An 18,397-nucleotide genomic window follows, 5' to 3' on the forward strand; every position below is an offset into this window, starting at 1 on the left:
CTTGCTCGCCTCCGTAGCTCAGGGGATAGAGCGCCGGTTTCCGGTACCGTAGGTCGGGGGTTCGAATCCCTCCGGGGGCACCAGACAACAGCAGAGGCCTCCACCGTTACAGCGGTGGAGGCCTTTCGTCTGTCTGTAGCGGATCGGGCGGTGGCCCCCCTTCTACGCGCGTCAGTAGTTGCTGCCTCGCCTCAGGTTTGGTGACATCTACTGGCGCGCGAATGCAGGACGGGAGGCCTCGCGCGAACTGAGACGGGAGGCGAAGCGCACAGCCGACCGCGAGTAGACTGGATCCTCGTGACGCCACAAGAACTCGCCAGTGCCCTCGCCCGCATCCTGACCGATCTCGTCGCCGCCCGCGGCGCCGACATCGTGATCACCGATCAGGACACGCAGGTAGAGCGCCCGAAGAATCGGGAGCACGGCGACTGGGCCTCGAACGCGGCGATGAAGTTCGCGAAGCGCATCGGCACGAATCCGCGCGAACTGGCGCAGGAGATCGCCGAGCGAGCCATCGCGATCGAGGGAGTGGCGAAGGCCGAGATCGCGGGTCCCGGCTTCATCAACATCACCCTCGACGCGGCCAGCGCGGGCGAGACCGCGCGCCGTGCGGTGGAGCAGGGCGAGGCCTACGGGCGGGGCGACGCGCTCGCGGGCCAGAAGATCAATCTCGAGTTCGTGAGCGCCAACCCCACCGGGCCGCTGCACATGGGGCACACCCGCTGGGCGGCTCTCGGCGACTCGACGGCGCGCGTGCTGCGCGCGGCCGGCGCCGAGGTGACGAGCGAGTACTACATCAACGACGCGGGCGCGCAGATGGACAAGTTCGGGCGTTCCGTGCTCGCCGCAGCGCTCGGCGAGGAGGCCCCGGAAGACGCCTACCCGGGCGAGTACATCAAGACGCTCGGCGCGCGCATCCGCGAGCAGCTCCCGGATCTCGCCGCACTCGCCGCGAGCGACCGCGCGGCTGCCCTCGAGCAGGCGCAGGAGCTCGGCTACCAGCTGCAGCTCGCCGAGATCCAGGACTCGCTCGAGCGCTTCAACGTGCACTTCGACGTCTTCTTCTCGGAGCGCACGCTGCACACGGACGGGGAGAACGGCGAGCCGAGCCCCATCGCCGCCGCCGTGGACCGCCTGCGCGAGCAGGGGCACGTCTTCGAGGAGGACGGCGCGATCTGGGTGCGCACCACCGACTTCGGGGACGACAAGGATCGCGTCTTCACCCGCGGCAACGGCATCTACACCTACTTCGCCGCCGACGCCGCCTACTACCTCTCGAAGAAGGATCGCGGCTTCGGCGAGAAGATCTACCTGCTGGGTGCCGACCACCACGGCTACATCGGCCGGCTGACCGCCATCGCCGGTGCCGCCGGCGACAACACCGAGACCGACATCACGGTGCTCATCGGCCAGCTCGTCAACCTCAACGGGGCCCGCCTCTCCAAGCGCGCGGGCAACATCATCGAGCTCGACGACCTGCTCGAGTGGCTCGGCTCCGACGCGCTGCGCTACTGGCTGGCCCGCTACCCGGCCGATTCGCCGCTGGCGCTCGACGGCGAGAAGGTGCGCAGCCGCTCGAACGACAACCCGGTCTTCTACGTGCAGTACGCCCACGCCCGCACCTGCGCGGTCGATCGCAACGCGGCCGAGGCCGGCGTGCGGCGAGAAGACGGTTTCGCCCCCGAGCTGCTCACGCATCAGACCGAGGCCGAGCTGCTGGGCAAGCTGCAGCAGTACCCCGGCATCGTCGCGGGCGCCGCCGAGCTGCGGGAGCCGCATCGCATCGCGCGCTTCCTCGAGGAGCTGGCGGCGGCCTACCACCGCTGGTACGACAACTGCCGTGTGCTGCCGCTCGCCGGCGAGGAGCTCGGCGACCTGCATCGCACGCGTCTGTGGCTCAACGACGCGGCTGGTCAGGTGCTGCGCAACGGCCTCGACCTGCTGGGGGTCTCCGCCCCCGAGCGGCTGTAGGGATCGCATGGCGGTGCGCAAGGGGCGCTGGTGGCTCCGGATCCTCGGGGTGCTGCTCGGCATCGCGCTGCTCGCGGGGGCGGCGGAGGTCGCGCTGCGGCTCATCATCCCCGGGGTGATCGGCAGCATCGTGCGCGACCAGCTGCAGCTCACCGATGATCATCCCGTCGAGGTGTCACTCGGCGGATCGGCGCTGCTGCACGCGGTGCGCGGAGGCATCGGAGACGTGAGCGTCGAGATCCCGGATGCTCCGCTGGTCGAGGGCATCCCGGTCGACGCCAGGGTGCACGCCGATTTCTCGCCCTTCGATCCCCAGTCGGGCGAGATCAACGGGGGCACGGCCTCGCTGACCGTGCCCAAGGAACAGCTCGGCTCGGTCATCTCCCTGCTCACGGCCGGTGTCGCGCAGACGGGCGAGGTGCACGGTGGCGAGCTGGCGGTCGGGCGCACGGTCGAGGCGTTCGGCCAGAAGTTGACGCTCACGGCCCGCATCGGGCTCGCGGTGCACGACGGGGACGTGGAGATCCAGCCGCGCGGGGTCAACGCCGCCGGCCTCGACCTCAGCGCCGAGCAGATCTCCCAGGCAACCGGATCGCTCCTCGACCCGATCCTGCAGCCCCAGACCGTGTGCGTGCGCGATCGCGTTCCCGCGGGCGTCACGCTGACCGACATCGTGCTCTCGAGTACGGGATCGGTGAGGATCGAGGCCGACCTCGATCCCGGGATCCTCTCCGACGCCGCTCAGCTCGAGCCCGGCAGCTGCGGCTGATCCGCCCTCCCGGTCGCGAACGCCGCCGTTCGCGGAGCCGGCGCCTCAGCAGCCGGCGTCTCAGAAGCCGGAGGCCCGCAGCGCCAGCCAGGCCGCCGCACGGTCGTCGGCCCGGTCCATCGACAAGCCGGTCAGATCCTCGACGCGACGGATGCGCGATACGAGGGTCTGACGGTGGATGCCGAGCCGAGCTGCGCTCGCGCGGTGACCGCCGTGGGCGGAGAGGAACACGCGCAGCGTCCTCGTGAGCTCTCCGTGGGCCCCCGCCGGATCCCGCAGCGGATCGAGCACCGTCGCGAGCTCCTCGCCCGAGGCGTCGTCGAGCGTCGAGAGCACCAGGTCGACGGTGGGGAGCGCCGCGTACGAGACCACCTGCTGGCCGTCCTCGAGGGCGGTGTCGAGCGCCTGTCGCGCCTGCACGGCACTGCGCGACAGCGCCTCGGCCGGCGCGGGCGCCCCGAGCCCGAGGTGCACGCGGCGCCCCGCGACCGGGCTGAACGACTCGACCCGCTGCGCGAGTTCGGCCGCCAGGTCGTCGCGCACGAATCCGCGCATGCGGTCGTGGTCCGCTGCGAAGACGTGCTCGGCACCGAGCTCGTCGAACCATCGGCGGAGCAGGCGCTCCAGATCGATCGTGCGGGTCTTCGCCCCGAGCGCGAAGGCGGTCAGGCTCGACTCATGGACGCCCCAGCGGCGCAGCAGCTCGCGGGCGCTCTCGCCGCCCGCGAGCAGTGTTTCGAGCAGCGCCTCCCGCCCGAGATGCTCGGTGAGCGAGGGATCGTGCGTGCGCAGCAGCAGGTCGAACAGGGCGGCCGCGAGAGAGGCGAGGTCGCGGGAGTGGCTCGTGCGGCTCGACCGCGTGGCGATGACGAGGTAGCCGGCCAGATCCCGGTCGGACCCGACCTGGTGCAGTTGGAGCCCGTCGTGGCGCACGCGCACCGGGCGGCCGAGCGCGAGGGCCGCGGCGTCGGAGATGTGCAGACGCCCGGCGCCCGCGCTCGCGACGAGCTGCCCCTGCGCGTCGAGCAGCACGGCCCAGCCGTCGATGCGGCGGGCGAGCTCGGCGATGACCGCGGTGACGCCCCCGCGTCTGGCCACCTGGGTCAGCACGTTCATGCCGGCCGTGACCAGCCGGTCCGCTGCTGCCCGATCGTCCGCGATCAGGGCGGTGAGGGTGGTGTGCAGCGCGATCCCCTCGAGTCTGGTTCCCAGGATCGCGGTCATCCCGTGGCGCGCGAGCTCCTCGCGCACCTCCGGCCCGTCGGTCGAGTCGACGTAGACAGCTCCTGTCAGGTCGCCCCGTCCGGCTCCCTCGGCCCGCAGCTCTCGGAGCAGACTCCCGGGCGATCCGGTGATCAGCGTGGCGTACTCGGGGTTGCCGACGACGACGAAGGTTTCGAGTTCTGCGACGCCGTCGACGGGCGTGCGCTCGGGGAGCCGGCCCACGAGGCAGACGCCGCCGACCGCACGAACGATCGCCGAGAGATCCAGAGCCACGACGCGAGTGTACCAAGTGTCGATCAAAGACCGAAGGTATCGCTCTCTGGTGCAGTGACAAGCGGCCCGCGCGGTCCGTAGCATCTCCTCAGTCGCCACTGCCCGGGAACTCCCGGGGGTCGGCGCGATGAATGTGAATCGAGCGACGAAGGAGTGCACATGAAAGCGGTGGTCTTCCGCAACCCGGAGACTCGCGTGGAGATCGCGGACGTCGATCTCGCGGCCCCGAAGGCCGGCGAGGTGCGCGTGCGAATCGCCGCCGCGGGCGTCTGCCACTCGGACCTGCACGTCAAGCGAGGGGAGTGGGACGCTCCCGCCCCGATGATCATGGGGCACGAGGGATCCGGCGTGGTCGTCGAACTCGGCGAGGGCGTCACCTCGCTCGCCGTCGGCGATCACGTCGTGCTGAGCTGGGTGCCGCCCTGCGGCGAGTGCCGGTACTGCCTGCAGGGGCACGAGGCGCGCTGCCAGAAAGTGGCCACGGTCGTCGCCCCGCAGGGTGTGCTCTTCGACGGCACCTCGCGCCTCAGCCGAGACGGAGAGCAGCTGCACCACTACCTCGGGGTCTCATCGTTCGCCGAGGAGGCCGTCGTGCCGGCCTCGGGTGCGATCAAGGTGCGCGACGATGCTCCGCTCGACGTGATCGCCGTGGTCGGCTGCGCGGTCGCGACCGGCGTCGGGGCCGTGCTCAACACGGCCGCCGTCGAGCCGGGGGCCACCGTCGCCGTGATCGGCTGCGGCGGCGTCGGCCTGAACGTGGTGCAGGGCGCCAAGCTCGCAGGGGCAGAGCGCATCGTCGCGATCGACGTGGTTCCCGAGAAGACGCGCATGGCGCTCCAGTTCGGGGCGACGGATCGCATCGACGCTTCCGAGAAGGACGCCGTCGAGCAGCTGTTCGAGCTCATCCCCGACGGGGTCGACTACGCGTTCGACGCCATCGGCCGCACCTCCACGACCGAGCAGGCGATCCGCATGCTCGGTCTCGGCGGAGCGGCGGTGGTCGTCGGCCTGCCGCCCACCGGTGCCAAGGCATCGTTCGAGCCGCTCGTGCTCGCCGAGGCGGATCAGCGCATCCTCGGTTCCAACTACGGCTCCGTGCGCCCCTCGATCGACATCCCGGCACTCGTCGACCGCTACATGGACGGCCAGCTGAAGCTGGATCCGCTGATCTCCGGCCGTCGCCCGCTCGACGAGGCCGCGGAAGCGTTCGACGACCTCGAGGCCGGCGGCGTGCTGCGCACCCTCCTGATCCCGTAACCGCATCACCCCTCCCACCTCACTCAAAGGAGAGAACATGACTCAGACCACGGAACGGAAGGTCGACGCCGGCCTGCGCGAGGGGGTGATGTCAGGCCCCGAACTCGCGGCCCAGGCCATCGCCAGCATCGCGCCGAGCGCGGTCATCGCCTTCACCGCCGCGGCGATCTTCCTCGGCGCGGGCAACAGCACGATGATGGCCTTCGCGCTCGCGACGGTCGTGATCCTCTGCGTCGGCTACATCGTCTCGGTGTTCGCGCGCAGGCATGCCTCGGCGGGATCCCTCTACACCTACGTCTCGAAGGGGCTCGGCCCCACCGGCGCCTTCGCCGCGGGCGTCGCCCTGCTGATCGGCTCCTGGGGCATCGCCGCGGGCTCCCTCGGGGGTGCGGTCTCCTACGCCTCCGACCTGCTGCAGCTGTTCGGCGTCCCCGCCACGAGCACCGCGTGGCTGGTCGCGCTCACGATCGTCATCGGCGGCCTCGCCACCTTCTTCACGATCCGCGGCATCCGCATCTCGGCCCGGATCTCTCTGGTGCTCGAGCTCGTGTCGGTCTTCATCATCGTCGTGCTGCTGGTGGCGGCGCTCGCCTGGCTCGGACCCGACGCCTGGGATCCCGCCCAGTTCTCGTTCGAGGGCGTGCCGTTCCAGGGGGTCGCCGCGGGCATGGTGCTCGGCATCCTCGGTTTCGTCGGGTTCTCCTCGGCCGACGCGCTCGGACGTGAGGCGCGCAACCCGCACACCGCGATCCCGCGGGCCATCATGTGGAGCGCGGTGGTCGTCGGTGTGCTGTACGTCTTCGCCGCCTACACGCAGATCGCGGTGCTCGGCGATGAGCTCGGCGAGGTCGCGAGCCCGCTGCAGGAGATCAACGACCGGATCGGCATGCCCGCCTGGTTCGCACCGGTGCTCGTGTTCGGCGTGGCGGCGTCGTTCTTCGCGGTGGTCGTCGCGCCGCTCAACGTCGTGGGCCGCATCATCTACGTGATGGGCAAGGAGGGTATCGCCCCGGAGCGCTTCGGACGCACGCACGAGACCCACCTCACCCCGCACCGCGTGCTGCTCATCGCCGGTCCCGCGGCGATCGTGCTCGACATCATCCTGCTCCTCATCGGCACCCACCCGATGGACATCGTGGTCTGGGTCGACACCTACGGAACCTACGGCTACATGGTGGCCTACGCGCTCGTCGCGATCGCCGGGGTCATCTACACGCGGCGGGCAGGAATACCGAACCGGTTGGTGTGGCTCTGCGCCGTGGTGGCGGTCGTGGCGATGACGTACGTGTTCTTCGCCAACGTCTGGCCGATTCCCGCGTTCCCGCTCAACGTGATCCCGTACCTCTTCGTCGGCACCATGCTGCTCGCCTTCGTGCGGTTCTGGTGGATCAAGGCCAATCGGCCGGAGGTGCTGAAGAACGTGGGCAACACCCACACGGAGATGCTCGAGGGCGTCGGCTAGGAGACCGACGGGGGAGCGCAGGCGGGCCGGTCGCGGAATCGCGATCGGCCCGCTCCTGCGTTCCCGCGGACCCGCTGCAACACGGGCGTCACGGGAATACGCGGCACGCTACACTGATCTGGTTCGTTCTGAGAGGCCGTGCCTCTGCGTTCGCACGGCTTCAGGGGCCAAACCGGGTCCGCTCGCCATCGGCTGCTCGACGGCCCGCGAGCGCGCACGAACGCCACTCAGACCGCCGGTCGGCGCAGTCCGGCCGTTCCGCAGAACGCAGACCCCAGGAGCGAACGATGACGCAGACGCAGCTCGCTGCAGATCCCAACGCCATCGACCCGCGCGTGTTCCCGCCGACCGCGCGCCGCGGCCGCGAGTGCGGTCAGCTCAAGCTCGGCGGGATTCGCGCGACCGAGCTCATCGAGCGGTACGGATCGCCGCTGTACGTGGTCGACGAGCAGGCGGCGCGGGATCGCGCGCGCGAGGTGCGCGAGGCCCTGCAGCGGGAGGCGGAGCGGATCGGCACGACCGCCACGGTGTACTACGCGGGCAAGGCCTTCCTGTGTGTGGAGGTGGCCCGCTGGATGGCGGAGGAGGGGCTGGCCGTCGACGTGGCGAGCGGCGGTGAGCTCGCCGTGGCTCTCGCGGCCGGCGTCGATCCCGCGCGCATCGGATTCCACGGCAACAACAAGTCGGAGCGCGAGATCGCCCGCGCCGTCGACGCCGGCGTCGGCACGATCATCATCGACAGCGAGATCGAGACGGAGCGGGTCGCCGCCGCAGCCGAGGCCGCCGGTGTGCGCCAGCGCGTGCGACTGCGCGTCAACAGCGGCGTGCACGCGTCGACCCACGATTTCCTCGCGACCTCGCACGAGGATCAGAAGTTCGGGCAGCCCCTCGCGGAGGCGCCGCGGCTCGTCGCCGCGATCCTCTCCCACGACAGCCTCGACTTCGTCGGACTGCACTGCCATATCGGCTCCCAGATCTTCGCCGCCGACGGCTTCCGCGAGTCGGCGAGACGTCTGCTGAGCGCCTACCCCGAGCTCGAGCGCCTGGCCGGTCGATCGATCCCCGAGCTCAACCTCGGCGGCGGCTTCGGCATCGCCTACACGAGCGCGCAGGCGGACGAGGCCCCGGCGATCGCCGAGATCGCGCGCGAGCTGGCCGACATCGTCGTCGAGAGCGCCGAAGAGTTCGGGATCGCGGTGCCGCGGCTCGCCTTCGAGCCCGGGCGCGCGGTGATCGGCCAGGCCGGGGTGACGCTGTACACCGTCGGCACGACGAAGGCGGTGCAGCTGGCCGGCTCGGACGCCGATGCCGATCCCGCCGACCTGGGATACGCGGAACGCCTCTACGTGAGCGTCGACGGCGGCATGAGCGACAACGCCAGGCCGGCCCTCTACGGAGCCGACTACCAGGTGCGCATCGCCAATCGCCCGAGCGAGGCCGACCCTGCGCTCGTGCGCGTGGTGGGCAAGCACTGCGAGGCCGGCGACATCGTGGTGCAGCGGGACCTGCTGCCCGGCGACGTGCGCCCGGGCGACACGCTGGCCGTCGCGGCGACCGGAGCCTACTGCTGGTCGCTCTCCAGCAATTACAACTATGTGCCGCGGCCACCGGTCGTGGCGGTGCGCGACGGCGGCTCGCGGCTCATCGTGCGCGGTGAGACCGAGGACGAGCTGCTGGCGAAGAGCATCTTCGGACAGGAAGAACACACGAACGGAGAAACCAAGTGAACGGGTACCGTGATCTGCGTGTTGCGCTGCTGGGCTGCGGCTCGGTCGGAGCACAGGTGGCCAGGCTCATCCTCGAGCACGGAGACGAACTCGCCGCGCGGATCGGCGCGCGTCTGACGCTCTCCGGCATCGCGGTGCGCAATCTCGACTCCAAGCGCGACGTCGAGCTGCCGAGCGAGCTCTTCACCACCGATGCCGAGCGGCTGGTGCAGGGCGCCGACATCGTGATCGAGCTCATGGGCGGCATCGAGCCCGCGCGCACGCTCATCAAGCAGGCGCTGCAGGGCGGCGCCGACGTCGTGACGGCCAACAAGGCGCTCCTCGCCGAGCACGGTCCCGAGCTCTCCGACGCGGCCGAGCAGGTCGGCGCGCAGCTCTCCTACGAGGCGGCCGTGGCAGCAGCGATCCCGATCCTGCGCCCGCTGCGCGAGAGCCTCGCCGGCGACCACATCACCCGCGTGATGGGGATCGTCAACGGCTCCACCAACTACATCCTGGACCGCATGGACCGCTTCGGCGACAGCGCGGAGGACGCGGCGCGAGTCGCGAGCGAGCTCGGATTCCTCGAAGCGGACCCGACCCTCGACGTCGAGGGCTACGATGCGGCGCAGAAGGCCACGATCCTCGCGAGCATCGCCTTCCACACCGAGGTTCCCGTCGACGCAGTGCACCGCGAGGGCATCACCGGCATCACCGCCGAGCAGGTCGAGGCCGCCAAGAGCGCCGGCTACGTGATCAAGCTGCTCGCGATCGCCGAGCGCATCACCTCGGCCGACGGCGTCGACGGCGTCTCGGCGCGCGTGTATCCCGCGCTCATCCGCCGCGATCACCCGCTGGCCGCGGTGCACGAGGGCAAGAACGCCGTCTTCGTCGAGGCCGAGGCGGCCGGCGAGCTGATGTTCTACGGCGCGGGCGCCGGCGGTGCCGAGACCGCCTCGGCCGTGCTGGGCGACCTCGTCTCGGCCGCGCGCCGCCACGTGGTCGGCGGTCCCGGCATCGCCGGATCGCTGCACGCCGAGCTGCCGATCCTGCCCGTGGGCGAGGTCAACACGGCCTACCAGATCATGCTCGACGTGCGCGATGAGCCGGGTGTGCTCGCGAGTATCGCCGGCATCCTCGCCGAGCACGGCGTCTCGGCCGCGAGCGTCGAGCAGTCGGTGGCGCAGGGCGCCGAGGCGCGCGCGTCGCTGGTCATCGGCACCCACGTCGCCCGCGAGTCCGATCTCGCCGCGACCGTCGCCGCGCTGCGCGCCGCAGACGTGGTGCTGAACGTCACCAGCGTGCTGCGGCTGGAGGGCAACGAGTGAGCGCGGGATCCATGCCGCACCCGGCGCGCGCGGTGCGCGTGCGCGTGCCGGCGACGAGCGCCAACCTCGGACCGGGATTCGACACGCTCGGCATCGCTCTCGCCTACGGCGACGAGCTCGTGGCGACGACCCGGGAAGAGCCCGGAGCGACCGTGCGCGTGACCGGCGTCGGCGAGGGCGAGGTGCCCACCGATGAGTCGAACCTGGTGGTGCGCTCGGCCGCGTATGTCTTCGAACAGCTCGGGCGTCCCGTGCCGGGGCTCGAGATCACGGCGCACAACCGCATTCCGCACGGGCGTGGTATGGGGTCCTCGGGATCGGCGATCGTCGCCGGCGTGATGATCGCGGCCGGCCTGCTGCAGAGCGACCCGGTCGACCCGGTGGAGCTGACCGAGGACGAGCTGCTGGCCTTCGCGACCGCGCTCGAGGGCCACCCCGACAATGTCGCGCCGGCGCTCTTCGGCGGACTCACGATCGCCTGGACCACCGAGCAGGGCCCGCGCTTCAAGAAGCTCATGGTGCACCGCGGCGTCGCGCCCCTCGTGCTGGTGCCGAGCTTCACCATGTCGACGGAGCTGGCCCGCAGCCTGCAGCCCAAGCACGTGCCGCACGAGGACGCGGTGTTCAACGTGTCGCGCTCGGCGCTGCTCATCGCGGCGCTCACACAGAGCCCCGAGCTGCTGCTGGAGGCCACCGAGGATCGCCTGCACCAGAACTACCGCGGCGATGCGATGCCCGCCACCCGCGACCTGATCGGCGAGCTGCGAGCGGCCGGCCACCCCGCCGTGGTGTCGGGCGCCGGCCCCTCGATCCTCGTGCTCGCGAACAGTCCCGCGGAGCGTCTCAGCGCCGCGGACCTCGTGGCCGAGCGCCACGAGGAGTGGCGGTCGCTGATCCTGGCCGTCGACACGAAGGGTGCTACAGTGGAGTCGATCCCTTCATAACCGCGTGAGTTCGTGTCGCCGAGACCGAGACGGTTCCAGTGCGAATCACGGGCAGAGACTCCGGGCTGTGAGCAATCACCGCTCGCCTCACCATCGTGGGATGTGGATCGATTTCCTCACCGCGACCATTCGTCCGGTGATCCCGATACGCACATCTGTGCACCAGCGCGGGAAGGCGAAGCCGAATGCGCACGCTGTTCCGGCGCCGTTCCGAGAGGAAGAACGTGGAAACGAACGAAGAGACCACCACCAGCACGCCCGCAGAGGAGACCGCGCCGGTGCGCCGGCGCGCTTCGCGTCGGGTGACCGCCGCCGCGGGAGCCACCAGCGAGACCGTGGCCGTCGAGTCCCCGGCCCCGGCTGCGGACGCCGCACCGGCGGCTGCTGAAGCGCCGGCTGCTGAGGCTCCGGCCGCTGAGGCGCCGGCCGCTGCACCCAAGAAGCGGGCGACCCGAAGCCGGAAGAAGCCCGTCGAGGAGCCCACCGCCGAGGCCGCGACGAGCGAGGCCGCGGAGCCGACTGCGGCTCCGGAAGCCGCGGCCGAGGAGGCACCCGTCGAGGCGCCGAAGAAGCGCGCCACGCGGAGCCGGAAGAAGGCCGTCGAGGCGCCCGTCGAGGAGACTCCCGCCGCCGAGACCCCTGCCGAGCAGCCGGCCGCCGAGGCCGCGGCGAGCGATGCCGCCGAGCCGGCCGCGACCGAGCCGGCCGCCGAGGCCGCGCCGACGAAGCGCGGACGCAACCGTCGCGCTCAGGTTGCGGAAGCAGCCCCCGAGGCTGAGCAGGGCGAGACCGCCGCCGAGGGCGCGAAGTCCGAGGGCTCGAAGCCGGAGAACTCCAAGGCCGAGGGATCCAAGCCCGAGAGCGATCAGGGTGCCGGCGACGGCGAGAAGCAGGGCCGCAACCGTCGCGGCCGCGGCCGCGCGCAGAAGGGCGAGGCCGCCGAGTCGAGCGAGGCCGGCGAGCAGAACACGACGAACGACGAGGGCAAGGGTCGCGGCCAGGCGCAGAACGGCGGCGACAAGAACGACAAGAACGGCGACAATGCGTCCCGCTCGAGCCGCACCCGCCAGCGCGACCGCAAGCGTCGCGGTCAGAGCGACGATCTCGAGCCGGAGATCACCGAGGATGACGTGCTGCTGCCCATCGCGGGTGTCCTCGACGTGCTCGACAACTACGCCTTCGTGCGCACGAGCGGCTACCTGCCGGGCACGAGCGACGTGTACGTCTCGCTCGGCCAGGTCAAGAAGTACGGCCTGCGCCGCGGCGACGCCGTGGTGGGTGCGATCCGCCAGCCCCGCGAGGGCGATGGCGGGGGACGCCAGAAGTACAACGCGATCGTCAAGATCGACAGTGTCAACGCCCGTCCGGTCGAGGAGAACGAGAAGCGCGCCGACATCGCCGAGCTGACCCCCGTCTTCCCGCAGGAGCGCCTGCGCCTGGAGACCGCGGCCGATCGCCTGCTGGGCCGCGCGATCGATGTCGTGGCTCCCATCGGCCTCGGCCAGCGCAGCCTGCTGGTGCTGCCCGCGCGACAGGCCGGCGTGCCCGTGCTCGCCGAGCTGGCGCAGGCCGTCAGCGCGAACAAGCCCGAGGCGCACCTCATGCTCGTGCTGGCAGATGCCCAGCCCGAGGAGGCCACCCAGCTGCAGCGCACCATCCCGGGGGAGGTCGTCGTCGCGACCTTCGACCGTCCCGCTGAGGATCAGGCCACGATCGCGGAGCTGGCGATCGAGCGGGCCAAGCGCCTGGTCGAGCTCGGTCACGATGTGGTCGTGCTGGTCGACTCCCTGAACCGTCTGGCGCGGGCGTACGCGCAGGCGCAGCACACCGCGGCCCGTCCGGGTCTCGACGAGATCGACGAGTTCGCGCTCGGCCAGATCAAGCGTCTGCTCGCAGCGGCTCGCAACGTGGAGAACGGCGGCTCGCTCACCGTGCTCGCGACCGTGCACGCCAAGACCGGTATCGACGCTGACAAGATGCTGCTGCGCGAGGTGCGCGCGGTCGTCAACAACGAGATCCGCTTCGAGAAGTCGCTGCCGGGCCTCGCGCCCGTCGTCGACCTCCCGGCATCGCTCACCCGCAACGCCGACGCGATGCTGAGCGCGGGCGAGGCCGCGGTGCTCTCGACCATCCGTGCGGCGCTGAGCGACGACGACGCCTCCGAGAAGGTGCTCGAGCGGCTGCGCGCCACCGAGTCGAATGCGGCGCTGCTCGCAGAGATCCAGCGCTCCGGCAAGTTCTGATGTTCGAGCAGGTCGAGCATCTGCTCGTCGAGCACGCCCGGTTGCAGGACGAGCTCGCCGATCCGGCGCTGCACGCCGATGCCGGGCGTGCCAAGAAGGTGAACCGTCGCTACGCCGAGCTCAGCAAGATCAAGGCGGCCTACGAGCAGTGGCAGCAGCTCGGCGACGATCTCGCAGCTGCGCGGGAGCTGGCCAAGGAGGACGAGGCCTTCGCCGAGGAGGTCCCGGTGCTCGAGGAGTCGCTGGCCGAGGCGCAGGAGAAGGTGCGGCGGCTGCTGATCCCGCGCGATCCGGACGACGCCCGCGACGTGATCCTCGAGATCAAGGGCGGCGAGGGCGGGGCCGAGTCGGCCCTGTTCGGCGCCGATCTGCTGCGCATGTACATGCACTACGCGGAGTCCAAGGGCTGGAAGACCGAGATGCTCGAGGCCGACGAGAGCGATCTCGGCGGCTACAAGAACGTGCAGATCGCGATCAAGGCGAACGCCTCCGATCCGTCCCAGGGTGTGTGGGCGCACCTCAAGTACGAGGGCGGCGTGCACCGCGTGCAGCGCGTGCCCGTCACCGAGTCGCAGGGACGCATCCACACATCGACCACGGGTGTGCTCGTGTACCCCGAGGTGGACGAGCCGGAGGAGGTCGATATCAACCAGAACGACCTCAAGATCGACGTCTACCGCTCGAGCGGCCCCGGAGGCCAGTCGGTCAACACGACCGACTCGGCCGTGCGCATCACCCACCTCCCCACGGGCATCGTGGTGGCCATGCAGAACGAGAAGTCGCAGCTGCAGAACCGTGAGGCCGCGATGCGCGTGCTCCGGGCCCGGCTGCTCGCCAGGCAGGCCGAGGAGGCCGCGGCGGAGGCGTCGGCGCACCGCTCCAGCCAGATCCGCACCATGGATCGCTCGGAGCGCATCCGCACGTACAACTTCCCCGAGAACCGCATCGCCGACCACCGCACGGGGTACAAGGCGTACAACCTCGACGCGGTCATGAACGGCGCGCTGGATCCGGTCATCGAGTCCTGCATCCGCATGGACGAAGAGGATCGGTTGAAGGCGCTCGGGCAGTAGGGCGGGTTCCCGCCTCCGGCCTCGGCCTCGGCCTCGGCCTCGGCCTCGGCCTCGGCCTCGGCCTCGGTCGTGCGCCGGGCGTCGGTCAGAGATCCGGCTTCGGTGAGACGAATTCACGCGAATTCGTCTCACCGAAGCCGGATCCCCGATGCACGCCTTTGCCGCCCCGGCACCTCCGGGGCGAGCTTCGCTCACACCTTGGCCTTTTCGGGGGTCCTTGCCTTGTTGTCCACGGATGCGGCGAAAGGGCTCCGAGCGCGGCCCTGGAGGCACCAGGCTTGAAGCATGTCAGTGGTCTCGCTTCTCAGCTCGGAAGGCGGCGTCGCGCGCGCCAGTGCCCTTCTGGCGAGGGGCGCCTCGGAGTACCGGATCGCGGCGGCGATCGGCCGTGGTGAGGTGACCCGTCCACGCCGGGGGTGGCTGGCGCTTCCGGGGGCCGACCCCGAGCTGCTCTACGCCGCGAGACACGGGGTGGTGCTGAGCTGCGTGTCCCAGGCGCGGCGGCTCGGTCTCTGGACGATCGCGGTCCCACAGCGGCACGTCGCCGCTTCGAGTGCCGCCCGTGCGGAAGCGCCCGGGTGCGTGGTGCACTGGGGGCATCCCGTGGTGCCGCGGGCGCCAGGGGCGCTGGAGGACCCGATCCAGAACGTGCTGCAGTACGTTGCCGGCTGTCAGCCGCTCGAGCGCGCGCTGGTCATCTGGGAGTCCGCGCTGAACAAGCGAATGGTCGATCTGGCGTCCCTCTCCCGACTTCCGTTTCGCGGTCGAGCCCGGCATCTGCTCGAGGTCAGCCGACCGTTCTCCGATTCGGGGCTCGAGAGCCTCGCGGCGTCGCGGCTGAGATGGCTTCGTGTCCCGCTCTTGCCGCAGGCGCATCTGTTCGGACATCGTGTGGACCTGCTGATCGGGGAGCGGCTGGTCCTGCAGATCGACGGTGCGGACCACACCGGGAAACAGCGCGACGAGGACAACGAATTCGATGCCTTCCTGAAGCTGCGCGGCTATCACGTGATCCGTGTCGGGTACACCCAGGTGATGTTCCACTGGCACGAGATCCAGCTGCAGGTGATGGAAGCGGTGGCCCAAGGACTGCATCTGGCATGAGCACACTGGGAATGGCGCGCCGGCACGGCGAAACCGTCGCATCGCCGCTTTTCGAGGGCGGGCACGAATCGACGGGGCGACCGGCTACTCTGAGAGCATGACCGCCTCGACCGCACTCGCCGAGCCCATCGTCGGCCCCCTCGTCACCCTGCGCGCGCCGCGCGAGGACGACGCAGCCCCGCTCTTCGCGATCCTCTCCGAGCCCGAGGTGGCGGAGTGGTGGGTCGGCTACACCCCCGAGCGCGTGCGCGAGGAGTTCATCGCGGCCCCCGATGTCACCCGCATCATCGAGGTCGAAGGGGAGTGCACGGGTGCGCTGTACGTGCTCCGCGGCGAGGATCCGGAGTACCCGACCACCGTCATGCACATCTTCATCGGCACCCGTTTCCGAGGTCGTCGCATCGGAGAAGAGGCGCTCGCGCTCGCGATCCGGGCTGAGTTCGCCGACGGCATCACACGCATCACGCTCGATCCCAACATCCACAACGAGGGTGTGATCCGCAGCTACGAGCGCCTCGGGTTCCAGCGCATCGGCGTGCTGCGCGACTACCAGGTGCGCCCGGGCGGGCACCTCGAGGACGCGGTCTTCCTCGATCTCACCCGCAGCGACTTCCCCGACGGCCCGCCACTGCCCCCTCGCGACTGAACTCCCTCGCGACGAAGTCCCGCGCGGCTGAACCCCTCGAAGGTTCAGCTCGTCGCGGCCCCGCCTCGCGCCCCAGCTCCCGCGCGGCTGACCCTCCTCTGCGGCTGAGCCGCTCCGCTGCGCGCGGGATCACCCCTCCAGCGGGAGCGACTCGCCCCCTCCCGGCCGAACTGTCCGCGCCGGAGGCACCGGTCTCGAACACTCGGCTCGGCTTCGGCGAGGAGGAAGCCGTCGGCCGCGGGTATCCAGTGCACGGGGCCGATAGCATGGGACATATGCGAACCGCGCGGCCCCTGCTTCCCTGGGTCGTCTGGGGAGTCGCGGCGCTCGCCTACGCGGTCGCCATCGTCAACAGGTCCTCGCTCTCGGCTCTCGGCCCCGCCGCCCAGGAGCACTTCGGCATCGACGCGACCACGCTGTCGATGTTCGCGATGATCCAGCTCATCGTGTACGCCGGGCTGCAGATCCCGGTGGGAGTGCTGCTCGACCGCTTCGGATCGACGAACATGATTCTCGGCGGCGGCGTGCTCATGGTCATCGGGCAGACGGTCATGGCGACCGCGCCGGACGTGAGCCTCGCGATCCTCGCCCGCGTGCTTGTGGGAGCGGGAGACGCCTGCACCTTCATCAGCGTGATGCGCATACTGCCCGAGTGGTTCGCGCTGCGGCAGCTGCCGACGGTGAGCCAGCTGACGGGTCTCATCGGGCAGGCGGGGCAGCTCGTCTCGGTGACACCGCTCGCGCTGCTCGTGGGGATCGCGGGTTGGACCAACGGCTTCCTCGGCGTCGCGGCTGTCGGGCTGCTGGTCGCGCTGCTCGGCGTGTTCGTGCTGCGCAACCAGCCGGGGGACGGCACGCTGTTCGAACGGATGATCGGTCGTCGGGGCCGCACCAGCCGGGAGGCGCGATCCCTCGCGACCCCGCCCGCGACAGGCGTCATCGAGATGTCGCCCCCCGCCACCGAGATGATTCCCGTCATGAAGGAGCCCCGCATGCGCGGCCTGGGCTTCTGGTCGCGGGCGCGACGCCTGCTGCGCATCCCCGGGGTGCGCCTCGCGTACTGGGTGCACTTCACCTCGCCGTTCGCCGCGAACGTGTTCATCCTGCTCTGGGGCACGCCGTTCCTGGTGGGCGGGGTGGGGCTCTCCCCGGCCGCGGCCGGCGGGCTGCTCAGCCTCACCGTGATCTCCTCGATGCTGGCGGGTTTGGTGCTCGGGCCGATCAGCTCGCGATTCGTGGAGCGCCGCGTCTGGATCAACGTCGCGATCACCGCGGCGATCGCGGCGGTCTGGATCGCGGTGCTGCTCTGGCCGGACGCGCCGCCGCTGTGGCTGCTCATCCTGCTGCTCGTGGTGATGCCGCTCGGCGGGCCTGCATCGATGATCGCGTTCGAGGTGTCGCGTTCGCACACGCCGCGCAGCTTCGCGGGCTTCGGCACCGGTCTCGTCAACACCGCGGGGTTCACGGCCTCGCTGCTCGTGATCCTGCTCATCGGACTGGTGCTCGATCTGCAGGGCGCGGGATCGCCGGAGCACTACTCGCTCGGCGCGTTCCGCGTGGCGTTCGCGGTGCAGATCCCGTTCTGGCTGCTCGGGATCACCATGATCGTGATCGAGCATCGCCGCACGAAGGGCTGGATGCAGGAGCACGGGCGCCGGCTGCGCTGACCAGCCGCCGCGGGCCCTGCCGCAGATTCAGATGACGTAGAAGTCCGCGAGATCCGGGGTCTCGGCCAGGGGAGCGCCGCGGCGGGGACGTCCCTGCGCGGGGATGCCGGTGAGCGTGGTCCACGGCGGTGCCGAGTGCACCACGACGGCGTTCGAGCCGACCGCGCTGTCGTGCCCCAGTTCGATGTTGCCGAGCACCTTCGCGCCGGCCCCGATGACGACCCGGTCGCCGATGGTCGGGTGCCGCTTGCCGCGGCTGTGGCCCGTGCCGCCGAGCGTGACACCGTGGTAGATGAGCACATCGTCGCCGATCACGGCGGTCTCGCCGATCACCACGCCCATGCCGTGGTCGATGAACAGCCGCCGGCCGATCGTCGCGCCCGGGTGGATCTCGATGCCGGTGAAGAAGCGCAGGAGCTGGGAGAGCGCTCGCGGCAGGAAGCGCATGCCGCGCTTCCAGAGGGAGTGCGAGAGACGGTGCCACCACACGGCGTGCAGGCCCGAATAGATCAGGAACACCGAGATGCCGCTCCGGGCGGCGGGATCGCCGGCCTTCGCGGCACCGATGTCTTCGCGGATGCGGGAGAAGATGCTCACAGCGCCCTTTCTGCTCGACCTCTACCAGCACAAGCTATGGGATCTGCAGGAGATATGCGATTTCGGGAGCGCACCGGCATATGTTCCGCAGATCCCATATCTTCCGCAGACGCCCGCTCCGGATACGAGCAGG

The 18,397-nt window shown here is 70.5% G+C and carries 14 protein-coding genes and 1 tRNA gene; 13 read left to right on the top strand and 2 right to left on the bottom strand.

The features are described from left to right. Positions 1-7: 7 nt before the first annotated feature. The 3 genes from AMS65_RS12285 (at position 8) to AMS65_RS12295 (ending at position 2,740) form a co-directional block, all read left to right on the top strand. A tRNA-Arg gene (locus AMS65_RS12285) sits at positions 8-83 on the top strand. 214 nt (positions 84-297) lie between these two features. Next, complete coding sequence (gene argS, locus AMS65_RS12290) at positions 298-1,971, top strand: arginine--tRNA ligase (protein WP_053384471.1); 1,674 nt, start codon at positions 298-300, stop codon at positions 1,969-1,971. Between the two features lie 7 nt (positions 1,972-1,978). Continuing rightward, positions 1,979-2,740, top strand: a complete 762-nt coding sequence (locus AMS65_RS12295) for an LmeA family phospholipid-binding protein (protein WP_053384472.1) — start codon at positions 1,979-1,981, stop codon at positions 2,738-2,740. 60 nt (positions 2,741-2,800) lie between these two features. Here AMS65_RS12295 and AMS65_RS12300 read toward each other — a convergent pair whose 3' ends face one another. Beyond that, positions 2,801-4,237 (bottom strand): PucR family transcriptional regulator, encoded by a 1,437-nt coding sequence (locus tag AMS65_RS12300; protein ID WP_053384578.1) that lies wholly within the window; start codon positions 4,235-4,237, stop codon positions 2,801-2,803. 159 nt (positions 4,238-4,396) lie between these two features. On the opposite strand from AMS65_RS12300, the gene AMS65_RS12305 reads away from it, so the two are divergent. The 10 genes from AMS65_RS12305 to AMS65_RS12350 all read left to right on the top strand — a co-directional run bounded on the left by AMS65_RS12305 (position 4,397) and on the right by AMS65_RS12350 (position 17,667). Next, positions 4,397-5,494 (top strand): alcohol dehydrogenase catalytic domain-containing protein, encoded by a 1,098-nt coding sequence (locus AMS65_RS12305; protein ID WP_053384473.1) that lies wholly within the window; start codon positions 4,397-4,399, stop codon positions 5,492-5,494. 37 nt (positions 5,495-5,531) lie between these two features. Then, positions 5,532-6,956: an APC family permease gene (locus AMS65_RS12310; RefSeq protein WP_053384474.1), complete on the top strand. Its 1,425-nt coding sequence runs from the start codon at positions 5,532-5,534 to the stop codon at positions 6,954-6,956. A gap of 287 nt (positions 6,957-7,243) precedes the next feature. Beyond that, positions 7,244-8,683, top strand: coding sequence for a diaminopimelate decarboxylase (gene lysA / locus AMS65_RS12315; protein ID WP_053384475.1), 1,440 nt, complete (start codon positions 7,244-7,246; stop codon positions 8,681-8,683). After that, positions 8,680-9,990 carry a homoserine dehydrogenase gene (locus AMS65_RS12320; protein ID WP_053384476.1) on the top strand — a complete coding sequence of 437 codons (1,311 nt, stop codon included), beginning with the start codon at positions 8,680-8,682 and terminating at the stop codon, positions 9,988-9,990. Before lysA ends, AMS65_RS12320 begins: the two co-directional genes overlap by 4 nt. A gap of 11 nt (positions 9,991-10,001) precedes the next feature. After that, positions 10,002-10,934: a homoserine kinase gene (thrB, locus tag AMS65_RS12325; protein ID WP_053384579.1), complete on the top strand. Its 933-nt coding sequence runs from the start codon at positions 10,002-10,004 to the stop codon at positions 10,932-10,934. A gap of 224 nt (positions 10,935-11,158) precedes the next feature. After that, positions 11,159-13,177 carry a transcription termination factor Rho gene (rho, locus tag AMS65_RS12330; RefSeq protein WP_053384580.1) on the top strand — a complete coding sequence of 673 codons (2,019 nt, stop codon included), beginning with the start codon at positions 11,159-11,161 and terminating at the stop codon, positions 13,175-13,177. Further along, positions 13,177-14,250 carry a peptide chain release factor 1 gene (gene prfA / locus AMS65_RS12335; RefSeq protein ID WP_053384477.1) on the top strand — a complete coding sequence of 358 codons (1,074 nt, stop codon included), beginning with the start codon at positions 13,177-13,179 and terminating at the stop codon, positions 14,248-14,250. Before rho ends, prfA begins: the two co-directional genes overlap by 1 nt. A 285-nt stretch (positions 14,251-14,535) precedes the next feature. Beyond that, positions 14,536-15,354 carry a type IV toxin-antitoxin system AbiEi family antitoxin domain-containing protein gene (locus tag AMS65_RS12340; RefSeq protein WP_053384478.1) on the top strand — a complete coding sequence of 273 codons (819 nt, stop codon included), beginning with the start codon at positions 14,536-14,538 and terminating at the stop codon, positions 15,352-15,354. A 97-nt stretch (positions 15,355-15,451) separates the two neighbouring features. Then, positions 15,452-16,000: a GNAT family N-acetyltransferase gene (locus AMS65_RS12345; protein WP_053384479.1), complete on the top strand. Its 549-nt coding sequence runs from the start codon at positions 15,452-15,454 to the stop codon at positions 15,998-16,000. Between the two features lie 275 nt (positions 16,001-16,275). Beyond that, complete coding sequence (locus AMS65_RS12350; protein ID WP_053384480.1) at positions 16,276-17,667, top strand: MFS transporter; 1,392 nt, start codon at positions 16,276-16,278, stop codon at positions 17,665-17,667. Between the two features lie 27 nt (positions 17,668-17,694). Here AMS65_RS12350 and cysE read toward each other — a convergent pair whose 3' ends face one another. Then, the gene (gene cysE, locus AMS65_RS12355) at positions 17,695-18,264 is read right to left on the bottom strand and encodes a serine O-acetyltransferase (protein ID WP_053384481.1); all 570 of its coding nucleotides are present in this window, start codon (positions 18,262-18,264) and stop codon (positions 17,695-17,697) included. Between the last annotated feature and the right edge of the window lie 133 nt (positions 18,265-18,397).

Source organism: Leucobacter celer subsp. astrifaciens, assembly GCF_001273835.1.
Taxonomy (GTDB): Bacteria; Actinomycetota; Actinomycetes; order Actinomycetales; family Microbacteriaceae; genus Leucobacter; species Leucobacter celer.